Here is an 18,553-nt window from a genome sequence, read left to right on the forward strand (position 1 = left end):
CTAAAATTGAGAATAATCTTTTTTTATTTTCATTCAATTTCAAATAGTTAATTGCTGGCATTTTTTTTGCGTACTAAATATAAGCTATTTATTGGTCTCATATTTAGAGGAGAAATCGATGTCGGTAAAATTATTACCAACAATACTATTGCTTTTTTCTCTTTTTGCTTTGATTTTTTCGTCTCCAGTTGAAGCTGGGCATTCAAATCACGGTGATATGCGCTGGAAGTTTTGTTTTTTTAACGAAGGGCGTGATATTCCCGCGGGTGAAACGATACCGTGGTCGTTCTATATTTTTGAATACCAAGCAATGGATACTGATTATTGTACGATGGCAAATCTTAATTGGTCTTGGGATAGCACAATGGGAGGCGGTCACGACATAGAAGGGCCTATACCAAGGGGAACGGTGAAATGTTCAAATAATCGTATTTCTCATGAGATAAATGTAAACGGTTCTGTTCGCGCACTTGTTGCTGGTCGTCATGTGGGGTGGAGCTTTAATGGTGAAGGTTCCCATAATGAATGGTGGCATGATTTCACTAAATGGGAAAACAACTGTGCTAACGCTGGGAATCCGATTGAGTTTTTCGATGATCATTCGATGATTGATAGTCAAGATTACTCTGAGGCTAATATTAATCGAAATACCATCAAATACTGGCCAAACTATACCGCTTATGATGAGGGTGACGATTACCCACGAGCCGAAGATACCGGAAACAATTATCACGGTGATGGAAAAGACGACATAGATGATCCTTATCATATGTTCATCACTGTTTTTGATACATTGTCAGGGTATGAGCTTTGGGACTTATCTGATGCGCCATCTCCTTATGTGACAGATCCAAATAATGGTGGTCCCTCTCACAAATTGTATGATCAAGATAACGATGGTGTTACTGATTTACGATTAGGGTCGTGTTGGGATGGTGATGATTGGATAAGCGATGGCGTAACCTTAAATAGTTCGGCGACCTCCGATGATAATCAAGTTGGTTATACTCTTAATGGGACCTGTTCTGGTAATGATACAGATGATGGTGTTACTTTCCCATCCGGTACAACCTTTGAAAAAGGAGGCAATATAGAGTTCATCGTTAATTGGTCTTACGACAGTGATGCCCCTGGTGTGAATACAGACTATGGTATCGCCGCTGTTTGGATCGATTACGATAAAGATAACGATTTTTCCGATGAGATGGTTTTATTAAGTTACCCGAGATTTGATGTTTATCCTTCTAACAACACAGGGCTCCACTCACTTGCAATTCCTGAATCTGCGCTAACAGGTGATGTTTATCTCCGAGTAAGAATTTGTATTGAAGATGCTGCTAGTCAGTGTACTCAGCCATTAATGTCTCCAAATGCTCCCTACCTTTCTGGTGAGGTTGAAGATTACAAAATTACTATTGTAGAGAGTGCTGATTATGGTGATGCACCCGATACGACATCAGGCACAGGTACTAACGATTACCAAACTTTATCTGCAAATTCAGGCGCTTCTCATCTTAAAAAAGATATTGATAATGATGGTACGGTAGATTTAATGTTGGGTACCAGTTGGGATACTGATGATGGGACGTTACAAAATGCCGATGCAACAGCAGACGATAATAATGGCTCTGATGATGAAGACGGTATTGCTTTAAATAGCTCAGTACGAGCAGGGCAAACTGAATATATTACGATTACAACGACGAAAGACTTCGATTCAGGGTTAAACGGTTTACAAGTTTATGCTTGGGCTGATTGGAATCAAAATGGTGTTTGGGAAAATAGTGAAAAAATAGTCGATAGACCCTCTGTTGTAGCAGGTAGTCAAGCATACGCTTTTACAATACCAACAGGAGCAATGGTTGGAAATACATTCATCCGTGTTAGAACCTGTTCTAGTGACACTTCATGTAACTCCCCAACCGGTAGTGCTGATGATGGTGAGGTTGAAGACCAAAAAATTCAAGTACTTTCCATCTATTCTTGTGATCTCTCACCGCTCAATGATGCAATACCAAGTACTTCTCATGGCAGTCCAATTACCAATACTGTTATCTCAAGCTCGCCATTAGTCTTAAAACATCTGGTGACAGGGGGAGTTGCATTACAAAAAGACGGACAGAGGCAAAGCTATGCTTACAACAATATAAGTTGTGGCTCTACAGCTCCTTTCTTGTGGTTATCTGATGGGGTCTCATCATCAGGAGTTAGCTGTGGGGCGAGTAAAATGAGAGGCTTTACTATAACCGACGTGACAGGTTCAGGGGCAGCACTAGATCCTTTCACTGTATGGTCTACTCGGTACTGGGATAGAAATAGTAATAATAATTACGATGGTAATGATATTCGTGTAACAACACGTATTAGTTATGTTGCTGGTGAGCTTTTCTATGATACGAAATTTTTGCTTGAGTCAGCTAACGGTTCTAATACAAATAATATTTTAGTCTCTGTTGGCTTTGATACGTATTTAAGCGGTGGAGATAATGGGGGTGCGTTTGCTGTCCCTTATAATGCAGCCAACTATCAACCTGATGGTTCCGGTCAATATAATGTTGTTGGTGTAACAAAAAATTATTCTAATAGTGACCAATTTATGGGGTATCTGAAATTAGATACGTCTTGGGTCAATTACTTCTCAGGACATTATGGCAGTCCTAAAAACTTGTTGAAGAGTAGTCCTTATACATTAAACAATGAGTTGAATACGAATGTAAATACCGATAATGGTATTGCTGTTCAGTGGAACTTTGGCGCCGTTAATATGTGTGAGGAGCACAATGTTAGAATGCTCTTCTCAACACTGGGTGAAGCCGTTGTTCACGCGTTTGAAAATGACCTTGGTGATGCGCCTGATCCAAATAGTGGAACAGGTACGGGGAATTATCAGACGACCGCGGCAAATGGTGGTCCTGCTCATAGAAAGTATGACTATGATAATGATGGGCAGGTTGATTTAATCTTAGGGGATATTTGGGATAACGATTTAGGTACATTACAAAGTGCGACAGCCAACGCCGATGATGAAGATGGCGCTGATGATGAAGATGGCGTGACCTTCCCTGCGATATTCAAGGCAGGGCAAACGATGTCTGTTGATGTGAAAGTATCTCGTGATCCCCAAACGAATTTATCAGGCGTTTATGTTAAAGGTTGGGTAGATTGGAATCAAAATGGCGTGTTTGATAACAGCTCAGAAGTGATTTTTTCAGCGGGTGATACAGGTAACGCCTCTAGCCTAATAGGTACCAATACTTTTTCTGTCAACGTCCCCAATAATGCCCTTAGTGGAAACACGTATATGCGTGTAAGGGTATGTTCTCAAACTGCAGGCTGCCAAAATACGATGATAGATACTGGTAGTGTCAGTGACGGTGAGGTTGAAGATTATTTAATTACAGTAGAGCCAACCAGCATTTCTGGGTATGTTTTTAACGATGATGGATTCGGTGGTGGTATTGAAAACAATACCATAAAAGACGGTTTTGAAGCTGGTATCAGTGGTATTGGCGTAACACTTTATAATCAAACTCAGAATAGTTGTTTGTTTGTTCAAACGTCTAATGGCAATACCGATCAAAATAATGATGGCGTTGTTGATGATTTAGATAAAGGGTACTTTGAATTTGAAATTACCCCGGGCGATGCCTATTTTCTTTATGAGACAGCACCTCTGACTGTCGCACCCAATTGTGGGGCTGGCCCTCCTTCTCAAGGCTCGGTTATTGATGGAACAACTATCACAAATGCTCAAATAAGAGATCCCTCTGGCTATATATCGACGTCACCTAATGTGATTGAATTAGGTACGGTCAATGATGATTTATCGAATCAAAATTTTGCCGACAAGGCATATCAATTTACATTTGGAGTCTGTTCTTCAGAAGCGTATCTGTTTAAAAATAACCCATCAGATATGTATGAAATTAGCCTATTAAATGGTACCGAAACTGTAGTAAATAATACTCAGGATATAGTTATTACTGGTGTCGGTCACAGTGTTAGGCAGAATATTTTATGGGGTATGAATGCTGGCGATATTATTGCAATTGATCGTTCAGGAAGTGAAATCTTTAGGTTTGACGTACCTGGTATTTTCTGGGCAGCAAACAACCCTAATAATCAAATTCAATATTTAGCGGGTGATGTGACTGACGATGATATATTGATCATGATGGATTCTCAACATAATGGCCGTCGTGTTCATTTCTTTGATGTAAACCCAAACTCTCCAACCTATAAAACTCAGCTAGGTATGAGCGACACACTTGGTCCTATTGATCTTGGTGATATTGCTATAAATCCAATAGATAAATCAATTTGGACTATTCGATGGTATAACATGACGCTCTTTAGGATCGACGTTAATCTGAATAATTATACGGCATCAAAAACCCCGATGGGCTCAATAGATAATATTCCTCGAGGAGGAAATAGTGATGGTCCGGGGGCGCTTTATTTTGATGATAATGGATCACTATATGCGAGTATTAATGGTACAGGGGAATTGTGGAGGATTGACATTTCCTCACCCGCTTCACCAAACTTAAATGCACAGCTAGTTGGAAACGGTGTAACTGCAACGGTTAACGATGGTGCTCGGTGCCGATATGCAGAAACTTCTGCCATAGTCACTACTGATACATATAGTCAGCTTTCTGGTTATGTTTTTGAGGATGATGGCAATGGTGGTGGTGTTGCTGACAATGGTACAAAAGAGAGTAATGAAAACGGTATAGCTGGCGTAAATGTTCTCATCTATGAATATGATCCGAGTAACGGAAATAGAAGTTGTTATACGGTGTCAACAAGCGATGGCTCTTTTGATGTCGATATCGGTTACTGGAGTAAAACAGTAACTAATGGGCATGAATACACTGTTTTTGAGGCCGGACAACTCACCTCCGCGCCTGATTGTAGTAGTGGGCCACCAACATTTGGTACTGTTAGTACGCTTGATGGCTCTGTAAGTAATAATTCTATTTCTGATCTAAGCGGATATATTTCTACATCAACAAATACAATTTCTCTTGGCACCGTGACAAGTGAACAATCGAATGTCAATTTTGCTGACAAAATAGTATCAAACCTATTCTCATCATGCCCAGTTAAAGCATATACAGCCCTTAATAATGCTCCGAATAATCAATGGGGGCTATTAGGTATGCAAACGGGATTGATATCGCCATCACCGATTGACGACCCTTTTTCTGCCTTAGGCTTTAGTATGCGTCAACAGGTGATTTGGGGCGTAAACAATACGACAAATACGATTCAGGCTTTAGACGCTAGCGGAACGGTCATCGCAAACCTCAGCAGTGTTTCAATGGCCTCTGGTGAAATTACTGGGGGGGATGTCACCAATGATGATGTATTAATACTCACAGTAAGTGACAACACGTCAACAACGATTTATCTATACGATGTTAATCCAGCCTCTGAAAACTATTTACAACGTATTGGTAGTCAGAACTCCAGTTCATCAAATATGTTTCATGACATAGCGATTTCTCGCACCGGGGAAATTTATGCTGTTTTTGTTAATGGACAAGTAAATAGAATAACGATTAACTTTACGACGGGTACTTTTACTACATCAAGCGTGGGTAGCCTCTCCAACAGCTTTAATCGAGACTTTGATTCTTTGTTTATCGATGTCGACGATAACTTATATGGATTAAGTGGGGCTGTAAATGGTGGTAACGGTAATGGAACGTCAACCATGGATATGGTTTGTTTCCAAGCCAGTAATCCATCGTCGACGGCAGTTTTAGTGGGTACATCAACGGTATCTATAGATGATGTTTCTACCGATGGTGCATTATGTCGTTATGCGAGTGTACCTCCACCTAGACAAATTTCTGGTTATGTCTATGAAGATCAATTGACCCAAGATATTGATGGCGTATCAAGGCAGAATGGGTCAAAAGATGCTGGTGAACCCGGCATATCGGGTGTGACTATCACTCTCTATGATTTAACTGATGAAGTCTGTCAACAAACAACAACTGACGGTTCAGGTTATTATCAGTTCACTGTAGGTAAAGGTCACGAATATGAAATTTATGAAACAGCAGATGCCGGAACAATAGATTGCTCAACGGGACCGCCATCATTTGGAAGTGTGGATAAATCGACGGGTTCAGTGGTGAATAACGATGTCGCTGATCCTTCTGGTTATGGTTCAATAACGCCGAATAAAATCGCTCTTGGAATAGTCGATAACGATAGCACTAACAATAATTTTGGTAACTTTGTTGCCAGTCAACCATTTGATACCTGTAGTATTACCGCTTATCTTTCAAATAATTCCCCAACGGCGACAAATTACAGTCAAATAGAATTAATTTCTGGTGGGCGTACCAACATAAACAGCTCATCAGCTGCGACCGTTCACGCCATGGGATACAGTGTGCGACAGCAAAGAATATGGGGGGTGTCTGCCAATTACAATGATCTCATTGCTCTCAATTCACAAGGTGATACGGTGGCAAGAATATCCAATGCTGATGTACCGACTCAAACAACAGTAGCGACGGTGACTGATGACGATATTTTGGTGCTTGTTACTAATAATGCGCTAGGTCGGCAATTACGCTTTTTCGACGTGAACCCTAATTCATCATCTTATCTCACCGAAGTCGGTATACGCTCCGGTAATATCGGCATTAATGTTGGTGATATTGCTGTTCATCCGACAGATGGGTCGTTGTGGATGCTTTCTTATGATGACCGTCCGCACCTTTATAAGTTGGTATTAGATAGCACGGGGGTTAATGCACAGTCTATTACCGATGTTGGTGAAACGGACTTACCGAATGGAAGTGATGGTACTAATCCGGGAGCCTTATATTTTGATAAGTTTGGTTATCTATTTGTTGTCATGGAGGGGGCAAGTGCGCATCAAACTTTCCGGTTAGATATTACTAATTTGAATAGCCCATCATTAAGTGCGGAGTTAATGGGCACTGATACATTTTCAGCCAATGACAACATAGATGGAGCCTCTTGTCGTTATAATGGTGTAGAGCCAAATAAAGAAATATCTGGTTATGTTTTTACTGATACAAAGACCGCTGGCGTCAATGGATTCCAAAAACATAATGGACAAATGGATGGTGGAGAAGTTGGTATTGGCGGTGTGACCATCACATTGTTAGATGTTGCCGAAAATATATGTTACCAGGTGAATACGTCAGATGGTTCAAGCGATATTAATGGTGATGGTATTACAGACCCTCTTGGTTACTATTACTTTGATGGTAAGCACGGCAAAGAATATAAAATATTTGAAACCGCGAATGCTAGTTCTATCGATTGTAGTTTAGGTGAGCCATCTGCAGGTATTCAAGATGCTGCAACAGGAGTTGTGTCTGGTGCTGAAATAGCCGATCCTACAGGTTACCTTTCTAGTTCCCCGAATGTTATTCATATTCCACTGATAACGACAAATGTTAATAATCAAAACTTCGCAGATGTTCCTTTCACACAAGGGCTAACGTGTGACAATACGCCATATTTTGCAATTGGCTCAGGCACGGACACAGATTTACACAATGTGAATTTAACCACGGGTAATTTTACAGATGTAACGCTATCAGAAGTCGCTATGTATCGTGGACTTGGCTACAGCACTAGACAAAATATGTTGTTCTCGATCATGCAGCAAGGTTCGAATGATATTATCGCGATTAACAGCCTAGGTGAGCCCGTTCTTAGGTTTGGTGTGGATGCACCTTCTTTGTCGGCAATAGCGATTACAAATGACGATATACTCATTGCCATTACTAGAGATTTTTTAAGTTCAGGTATCAATTCTGTACGTAAAATATTGCTGTATGATTTAAATCCGGCAAGAAGCACATATCTGTCTCGTATTGATACTAATGGTGACGGAGCAACAAATGATATCGGCTACACTATTGGCGATATTGCTATTCATCCTGATGGTAGTGTTTTTGCTATTGACGATTCGCTTAAGCTGCTGAAATTAAATATAAACCTTGATTTAAGTTCGAGCTCTTTAGGGCAGACGACAGTCACGGAAGTCGGTACGACGAATTATCCAGCGACGATTGAAGCGCCAGATGCACATTTCATGGATAGTAGTGGCTCGCTTTATGTCGTGTCAGGAGTGGTATCTCAGAGTCCTTATTACTATCAAATTTGGCGTTATGATATTTCAGACTCCAATGCCCCGAATTTGAACGGTGAGTTTATAGGGCGCTTTCAAAAAATATCACCAACAGCGAGTTACCACGACGGGGCCTTATGTCGATTTGTCGAAGTGCCTAAACTCAATAAAATATCGGGTTTCGTATTTGAAGATACGTTAACAACTGATCCGAATGGTATGTTGAAACACAATGCCGTGAAAGATACCGCAGAAGTAGGGATTGGAAATATAACGGTGACGTTATTTGATGTTGCTGGCAATTCTTGTTCTCAGATAGATACTTCTGATGGTACGCAAGATATTGATAATGACGGTAATATAGATAGTGCTGGTTACTATTTCTTTAAAGCTGAGCCTAATAAGGAATATAAACTGTATGAAACAGCAGGTGTTGGCACCATTGACTGTAGTGCGTCAGCACCATCTGGTGGTAGTGTAGATACGGTGACTGGTGCATTAAGTAATGTGCAAATCAAAGATCCAACAGGTTACTTATCAAGCTCGACTAATATACTTCATATACCATCACTAACTTCTAGTATCGAAGGTATGAACTTTGCTGATATTAGTTTTTCTAACGCTCTCACATGTGATGAAACGTTGTATTTTGCAACAGGTTACGGTTTCGATACTAACTTACATAATATTAATTATGCTAATGGCCAGCTGAGCGATGTTAATACCTCTGGTTCTTTTATCTACCGAGCAATTGGATATAGCGTAAGACAAAACTTACTCTTCTCTATATTGCAAAACGGAAATAACGATATCGTTGCTTTAAACAGCGCCGGTGAGCCTGTATTGCGCTTTGATGTTGATGCACCAATTGTTTCTGCTTTGGCGGTGACGAACGATGATATTTTGATCGCAGTAACGCGTAATCATTTAAGTTCTGGCATCAATTCGGTCAGAAAAGTGATGTTATATGACGTTAATCCAGCCCGAGAAAGTTATTTAACACGCATCGATAACAATGGTAGCGGTGCGCAAAATGATATTGGATATGATATCAATGATCTGGTTATTCACCCTGACGGTACCATTTTTGCGGTAGATACTAATCGCCATTTATTAAAACTAAATATTGCTACTGATCTCACATCAACAGCTACGATAGGACAAACATCGATAACCGATCTAGGAGAGATTGACTTCCCCAACAACATTAATGCGCCTGATGCACAGTTTATTGATAAAACAGGGGCTTTGTTTATCGTTTCTGGAGCTGAAACCACCACACCTTGGGAATATCAAGTTTGGCGATACGATCTTTCAGATTCATTAAACCCAGATTTAAAAGGTGGCTTTATAGGAACTTTTGCCGTACCTAGCGCCTCGACTGATTATAATGATGGTACCTTGTGTCGTTATGCGGAAGTACCAAAGGTACAAAAAGTATCGGGTTATGTTTTCCATGATGATAATACGACATTAGTCAGTGGTTTCGAAATTCAAAATGGGTCTATGGATAGTACCGAGCAAGGTATTAGCGGAGTTGGGGTAACGTTATATAATGTGACAGACAATCTGTGTACTGTTGTTGAAACGGCTGTAGGCGACACGGATGCTAATGGTGATGGCAGTATAGATTCACAAGATATTGGTTACTATGAATTTGCATTAGAATATCAAAAAGAATACCAGATATATGAAACCTATGGTGTTACCACATTAAACTGCGCAACGGGTCCACCATCAAGCGGCAGTATTAATACCACACTGGGCGCATTAGAAAATAGCGAAATAGCCGATCCTCCAAACCATTTATCTACAACAGCCAATGTCATCGATTTAGGTCAGGCTTATGGTAACTCTCTTAACCAAAACTTTGGTGATAGAGTGATACCTGCTCCTCATTCAGTATGTTCAACAACCGCATATTATTCAGACAATACGTCTACAGAAACAGATGTATTTACTCTCGATCTTTCCACTGGCGAGTTGACAACATTTATTGACGGCACTACAGCTATGGCATCTATGGGTTATAGTGTGCGACAGCAAATGATTTTCGCTGTCGATACCCAGATTTCAGGTGATTTGGTCGCAATTGATGCTAATGGCGATAGGATAATGCAACTTGCATTAAACTTACCAACAGCAAGTATTGCTACTGTTACCAATGATGATGTTTTAGTTGTCGTTAAAAACGCTATTGTTTCACTGTTCGATTTAAACCCTTCTTCATTAACCTACCTTCAACAACTAGGTACTTCCTCTGGTGATATTGGCACAATTATTGGTGACATTGCTGTTCATCCAACGACGGGGGAAATCTGGGCATTGAGTGATGGTTCACCAAATAAGTTAGTTCGTCTAAACATAAATACATTGTCAGGCTCAGCGACGATTACAGAATTTGGTAACACAAACTTCCCTGGGGAAGGTGAAGCACCTCAGGCCTTATATTTTGATAAAAATGGCTATTTATACGCAAATACCAATTCACACACACCGCAATTATGGCGTTTTGATATTAGCGACCCAAATACGCCATTAGGTGGATTTATTGGTGAAGGAGATCAGAGTGGTACCGGTGATGGTAGTCTTTCAGATGGCGCTGTCTGTCGATATGCAGATATACCAGCCGTTCAACGTGTTTCTGGATTTGTCTTTAATGATGATGGTAATAATAACGGTACAACAGATGATGGAGTAAAACATGATGATGAACTAGGTATTGGTGCAGTCAATGTTACGCTCTATAACCAAACAGATGGAACCTGTGAAACTATGATGACATCGGATGGAAATACCGATGTGACAGGCGATACTGTTAATGATCCTCTTGGCTATTATCAATTCGATTTATTATTTGGCAAAGAGTATAAAATATATGAAACAGCAATGTTTACCTCTATCTCCTGTGATAATGCCAATGGCCCAAGTAATGGACAAATTAATACTTCAACGGGGGCGGTTGAAAATAAACAAATCGTAGACCCAGTCGACCATTATTCAACTAGCCCAAATGTTATTGATTTAGGTTTTGCCTACGGTAATTTACCCAACTCTAATTTTGCCGATCGTGTGACACTTTTTCCATTTGAACAATGTCCTAAAGTTGGCTATCTGATGACGAAAGCAATTTCTGATTTATATGAAGTCGATATTGTTGCGGCTGAAGCCTCTATTAAATATCAGTCAGGCGTTGATCCTATCGTTAGTTTGGCTTATAGCCCCTACCAGAGTTTTCTATGGGGAGTTGAAGGTAATGGGCAACAATTAATGATGATCAACGCCAGTGGATATATCGCATCTCGTTTTACGATACCAGAGATAAGCGGAGTATCTATTACAGGGGGAGATGTCAGTGACGATGATATTTTGGTATTAACGGACAGTAACGGTGCCTTCCATTTCATTAATATAAATTCTTCCACATTAGATTTTCTAAATTACGTGGGTGTGTCAAATAACTCAGGCTATAACTTAGGCGATATTGCTCTTCACCCAACGTCCTCAACATATTGGGCAATTGAACAAATACAGAATGGTCGTTTATTAGAATTTACCTTAAATACCGTCAATGCAACGTTTACAGTCACTGATCATGGTCAGACGAATATCTCAGCTGGAGCTGACGGTATTTATTTTGATCGTGATGGAATTATGTTTGCCTATATTGAAAGCTCAGGCGAGTACTATCGGTTTGATATCAGCACACCAGCTTCACCTAACGTCGTGGGTGGAAAAGTCAGTACGATAGCAACGGGTACTGGTAATGGTGATAGTGCTTTATGTCGTTATGCTAATTTTGATATTGATTTTGGCGATGCACCGCAGAATCGTTATTCGACACGCATGCAACAAAATGGTCCAAGGCATGAGATGAGCGCAGGTTTACCTAAGATTGGCTCGCTGGTGGATCCTGAATTAGATGCAATCACCAATGATAATGCCGATATTGATGATACAACAGACACCAATGATGAAGATGGTTTCACACAGCCAGAGATCGTTGCTTATCTATCCGATACCGATACGTTAACACTGCAAGTCCCTGTAATGTCTGCAGGGGCTGGGTATATCTATGGTTGGATTGATTTTGATGGAAGCGGTAGTTTCGACTCTGATGAAAGAGAGTCATTCAACTTTTCACAAAGTGGTAATGTTGATTTAGATTTCTCAGTACCGAGTGATGTTCAACCCATTGATACTTATCTTCGTTTAAGGGTATGTACTAACTTTAGAGATTGTAATCAGCCTAATGGTGGTGCGCCTGATGGAGAAGTAGAAGATCATCTTATTTCACTCAAACCTGTGGCGGATTTAGAGTTAACCTTAGATTTAGACCCAGGTAGTACAGTTACAGAAGGTATTCCATTTAATGTTGTTGTCCAAGCAAGAAATTATGGACCTGCAATAGCCTTCAACACGAATGTGTTATTGGACATTCCTGATGACTATATATTTGTTCGGGCGTATGAAGGAGATGGTGAAACACCTCTAGCGGATGGTCGTTATGATCATGCTACGGGGATGTTGGACTTAGGTGCTGTTGGGCTTGGTTTTAGTGACTACGCGACAATAAGACTTGCATCTAAAAATCTCTCACCATCAATAATCAATAGTGAAATAGAGTCATCAGACGTAAGAGACAGTGATGCTACTTTCAATAATGGGTTTGGTAACGGTGAAGATGATACTTTCAGCGTTACTCCTTCAGTTGTAACTTCCGTTGCGCCTGATATTTGTATCGCTCCAAGAGTCTATGAAAAAGACGCTTCTTTCTTAGATGAGACCACTAACGAATATATTATTACGTTACCACAGACTAGCCAGCGAGGTTATTTGTGGAGTTACGACCTGATGGATTTAAATAAAAGCCTTTATTTCGAACTTGCTGTTTATTTAGGGGATCGTTCCTGTAACCAAAACTGTAATCAAGGAACTGGCTCGATAGAAGCAGGTGCTGATGGTATGACATTTATTATCACTTCAGATGATAGAGGCTTTAATGCGTCGGGCTCTTGGGGGGGATTACTGGGTGTTGGTGTTGGTGCGAGCGGTGGAGGAACTGGGCCTATATCTCCATCAGTCGTCGTTGAATTTGATACCTATGATAATTTAGGGAATGGCTTTACTGATGAACTCAGTAACAGTAGTACCGGGCGACAATTTATCGATCACACTGCAGTATATTTAGATGGTGATTTGAGAACACCTTCAACGGCGTCGACATTGATGGCGCCAAAAGCTGTCGGTGGACCAACAGCAACGGCGCCTAGCGGTGAACTCGAAGATGGACGTTATCATCTAACACAGTTCTATTGGGAGCCAAGTACGAATAACTTAAAATACTATGTTGATGGTGAGGTCATTGGTGATATTAACTATGATCTGCGCTCACATTTTAATACTAACATGGTACGTTTTGGTTTCTCGGGTAGTACGGGGGCGGCATGGAATTTACAAAAAGCTTGTTTTACAGAGCCGCCAGATGTACTCGGGCCTGATCTTGGTGATGCTCCTGATCTTACCTCTGGCACTGGAGTCGGAGACTATACAACGACTTATGAAAACAATGGCGCGATTCATGTACAGTCTGATGATGATGATAATGGACAAATTGATTTACGTTTAGGAAACATGTGGGACACAGATTTAGGTGATGGACAAAACCCAACAGCAACGGCGGATGATGAAAATAACTATGATGATGAAGATGGTGTTACCTTCTCATTAATGCATGCGAAAGGTGGTGACACTCTTAATATCAGTATTGATGTTCAAGCAGATACTGCCGCAGCAGGCCAACCTATCCACCTCTATGGTTGGTTAGACTTTAATAGAGATGGTGACTGGGATGATGCGAATGAGCAAGTAATAAGTACATCTTCAGCAGTAAATGGGACGAATGTTTTCCCTGTTACTATCCCGTCTGATGTGACATTTGGTTATAGTTTTCTTCGTGTAAGGCTGTGTGACAGTACCGTTTGTAATAAAACATACGGCACTGCGAATAAAGGTGAAGTCGAGGATTATCGTTTCCTATTTTATGAGCTGAATGAGAATGCGACGTGTAATTTGACGATTCATACTCAAGAGGTATCGGCGTCGAAACGGTTAGAAAATATTGATTTGGCAAATACGCCGATAAGTATGAATGGCATTGTTGATCCTATAACTATCATTAACCAAACAAACGTATCGAATATTGATGCGATCGGATTTGATGCTGTCACAGGCTTTATTTACGGTATATTTGTTAATGCAGATACAAATAATATTCATCTATTTGTGACTGACCGTGACGCAACAAGTGTGGTTGATCTTGGTTATATATATGCTGAGAGTAATGTTGATATCAATAAAAGTGATGGGTCTACTGTATCGCTAGAGGAAGGGCAAATATTAAACACATCACTATCTATTCCCGCGCCATCTGCTGGAGATATTTCTTCTGATAATCAATACCTCTTTGTTTGGCATCAAGATCTTACTTCGATCATTAAAATAGATACATCGACACAATCATTTAGCGTTATGCCACTTCAATTACCGAATGGCGTCACAGCGCTTTCGGGAGGCGGAGATTTAGCTGTTGATGATACTAACCATAATATTTATTTTGTGGATATAGAAGCCGGCAAGTTCTACGAGATTCACCCAACAAACGGATTAGTTACTTCGTATTCGTTAACGTTTAATGGGCTTGCAGGCCCACAAGTAGATGGTAATGGCAATTTGAAGGTTGAGGGTCTCCTAATGGACACGACAACCAATTTATATGTCATGACAAGTGGTGGCAATCATGACTCAAATAATGACAACATCATTGATGTGATGGGTCAGTCAGCATTGTATCGCATTAATATACCAACCAAAGAAGTCAGTTTCTTAAAACAGACAACAGCAACAAGTATTGAAAAAGCAGATATTGCAGGTTGCTATCAATCAAAAGACTTTAGTGATGGCGATAGTCAATATACTCAAGCATCGCACCTTTATATCGATAGCAAAAATAATAATGATGGAACGGTGACACCTGATGGGGTAGGCGACTTCTTACTGGGTACATCATTGGATCCTGAACTTAATGCGAAAGTGCATGCTTTAGCAACAGGGGATGACACTCATGGGCATGATGATGAAGACTTAGCCATTCCTTCACCAATCATTGTCGAGACACCGACCGCGGTGAGTATCCCTGTTGTTGGTAATGGTTACATTAATATTTGGGTTGATCTAAATAATGATTTTGATTTCGATGATCCTAATGAGCATTTACACGATGACACCTTCTTAACGACAGGTACACATTCATTACAGTTAGAGCTCGATGCGGCAAGCGCATTTGGATACAGTGGTGATACAACCATGCGTATTCGCTTCTGCTCGACAGCAAATAACTGTGATACTCCACACGGAGAGGCCTTAGATGGAGAGGTTGAGGATCACTTATTTGAGCTCTTAAACAGAATAGTACTTAGTGGTTATGTGTTTGAAGATAACGGTGTAAATATAGCAACTGCACATGATGGTATTAAAGCAAGCTCAGAAATAGGACTTAAAGACTTTGATGTCACAGTCACATTTAATGATTCTGGTGTTACAGGTGTGAGTGCCGGCGATGTCATATCTGCGAAATCAACACGTGGTGACGGATACTATAAATTTATACTAGGTGTTGATTACGCCGATAAAGATTTACTGCTAAATATTAAATCTCAATCTAAATGGGTGGATATTAGTGAGGCTGACGTTAGTGCTATTTCACAGGTTTCAAGCTCCAGTGTGTTTGACAATGAAATGGCAATCAACGCGAGTGCAGGTGACGACATTACAGGGCTAAACTTTGGTAAAGTCACAGTGCCACGTTTAACTGAAAGCCATACCAAGACTTCAGAACCTGGAAAGCCGTTATTAATTCCTCATAAATTTAATTTAAATACAGAAGCAGATATAACATTTAACGTTATACCTGATAATCGCTACAGTGCTACCAGTGGCTGGGTTGTATTACTTTATCATGATCAAGACTGTGATCTAAATATTGATGAGACCGATCCAAAAATAAATTTAGGTGGGGCTCAATCAGTATCGGGAACAACAGAAATATGTATAATTAGTCGAGTAAATATTCCATCGACAGCAACCAATGATCAACAGTATCAATATCAAATAACGGCTGATGTGGATTATGCTCAAAATTCTCCCTTTATGACACAGTTGATAAAGCAAGCAGTTGTATCTGACACGATTAAAGTTACTTATTCGGGATCTGGTGAATTAAAGCTATCTTTAACCGTAAATAATATAACAACAGATAATCAAAACGTATTAAGTAATCAAGGTACACCGAATGATATTTTAGAATATGTTGTTACGTATTCTAATGTAGGGACGGGGCCAATTAGTGACATTGTTATTTTTGAAACAACACCGCCATTTACTGAATTAAGTGAGCCGATTACATGCAGTACCCTTTTACCTTGTAATGTTGATACAGTCCATGGTGCTAATCAAACCGGTTATCAAGGTGATATATCTTGGATATTAACAGGGCAACTACTTCCAGGCCAACGTGGAGAAATATCATATCGCGTTAAAATTGAAGATTAATATTAAGACTCTTTATTGAAAACTATTTTTAATTATTAAATTTAATAATTTTATCAAATTTAATAATTGTTTATTTTTTTTGTTCTTTTTTGTTCTTTTTTGTTGTTTTCATGAACGCCTTTTTTCTTAAATTTGATTCTTTTATTTTTATCTACTCAGTTATATTAAAGATAGAGAAATAAAAATAAAAATAAAAAAGTCAACTTTGTTATAACACAGCATCACGTGCATAACTTTATTATGGATATTTAAACATGCTGAAGAATTGTCTACGTATTGTTTCATTAATGTTTTTGCTTTTTGGTGGCGTCTTGCCATCAATGGCAGGACATTCAAATCACGGTGATATGCGCTGGAAGTTTTGTTTTTTTAACGAAGGGCGTGATATACCCGCGGGTGAAACGATACCGTGGTCGTTCTATATTTTTGAATACCAAGCAATGGATACTGATTATTGTACGATGGCAAATCTTAATTGGTCTTGGGATAGCACAATGGGAGGCGGTCACGACATAGAAGGGCCAATACCAAGGGGAACGGTGAAATGTTCAAATAATCGTATTTCTCATGAGATAAATGTAAACGGTTCTGTTCGCGCACTTGTTGCTGGTCGTCATGTGGGGTGGAGCTTTAATGGGGAAGGTTCCCATAATGAATGGTGGCATGATTTCACTAAATGGGAAAATAACTGTGCTAACGCTGGGAATCCGATAGAGTTTTACGATGACCATTCAATGCTTGATAGTCAAAATAATACTGAAAGTAATATTAATCGAAGTACCATCAAATACTGGCCAAACTATACCGCTTATGATGAGGGTGACGATTACCCACGAGCCGAAGATACGGGAAACAGTTATCATGGTGATGGAAAAGGTGACATAGATGATCCTTATCATATGTTTATCACTGTCTTTGATGTTTTAGATGGGTATGAGCCTGTTGATTTGGGGGATGCGCCAGATCAACAATATAATTCCACTGTATGGCCATCTTATGCAACGATGTTGTCCTCAAATGGTCCTGCCCACCAATTTAAAGATGAAAATAATGACGGTGTTCAGGATATACGTATTGGTCCATGTTGGGATGCAGAAGATGAATCTTCTCCAAATAGTTTAGCTAATTCAGATGACACGAGTTTAGGCTATCTCAATAATTGTACAACAAGTGATGAAAATGAAGGCAGTATTCGAATACACAGACATAGTACTGGAGACACTCTTGTTTTGGATAACCCTGGGGTGTCTCAAACTTTATGGATAGGTGATACTTATACTTTTTATGTTGATGTACACTTTGAAAATACCGATACAGATAAACACTTAGAAGTTGGTATCGATTTTACAAAAACAGGTGATTTTACAACGGTTCTCGTTGCTGACTTAGATAGCGCTTCAAGCCCACATACCGTTTCTCAGGCATTCACTATTCCATTTTACTCACATAATGTAGATACCCTTCAAACTTATATGAGAGTCCGTGTTTGCGACTCATCATGTACTTATACAACCGATTCACTGGGGCAGAAAATTTTAACTTCGACGGGCGTGCAGCCTGCTGGAGAAATTGAAGATTATAAAATTAGTTTACGCTCACCATTTGATTTAGGTGATGCCCCATTTGATGCCAATGTTGCGGACTTTGCAGATGAGTCAAATGGCCCTATGCACCATTTCAGATCCTCTATGTCAAATGATTATTCTGAACCGGCTCTTACTTTAGGCTCTTGTTGGGACTCTGAGGAGTATATGACAGGTAATGCTAATGCTGATGTCGATGATAATTCTGCAGTGGTCGGTGGGGCTA

At 39.9% G+C, this 18,553-nt stretch carries 1 protein-coding gene; it reads left to right on the forward strand.

Annotated elements, in window-relative coordinates; genetic code table 11:
- Positions 1-118 precede the first annotated feature (118 nt).
- Entirely contained in the window at positions 119-16,744 is a 16,626-nt protein-coding gene (locus C9J41_RS05910) for a GEVED domain-containing protein (RefSeq protein WP_107294332.1), read from the forward strand.
- The last annotated feature ends 1,809 nt before the right edge of the window (positions 16,745-18,553 follow it).

This window comes from Photobacterium sp. GB-50 (genome assembly GCF_003026755.1).
Taxonomy (GTDB): Bacteria; Pseudomonadota; Gammaproteobacteria; order Enterobacterales; family Vibrionaceae; genus Photobacterium.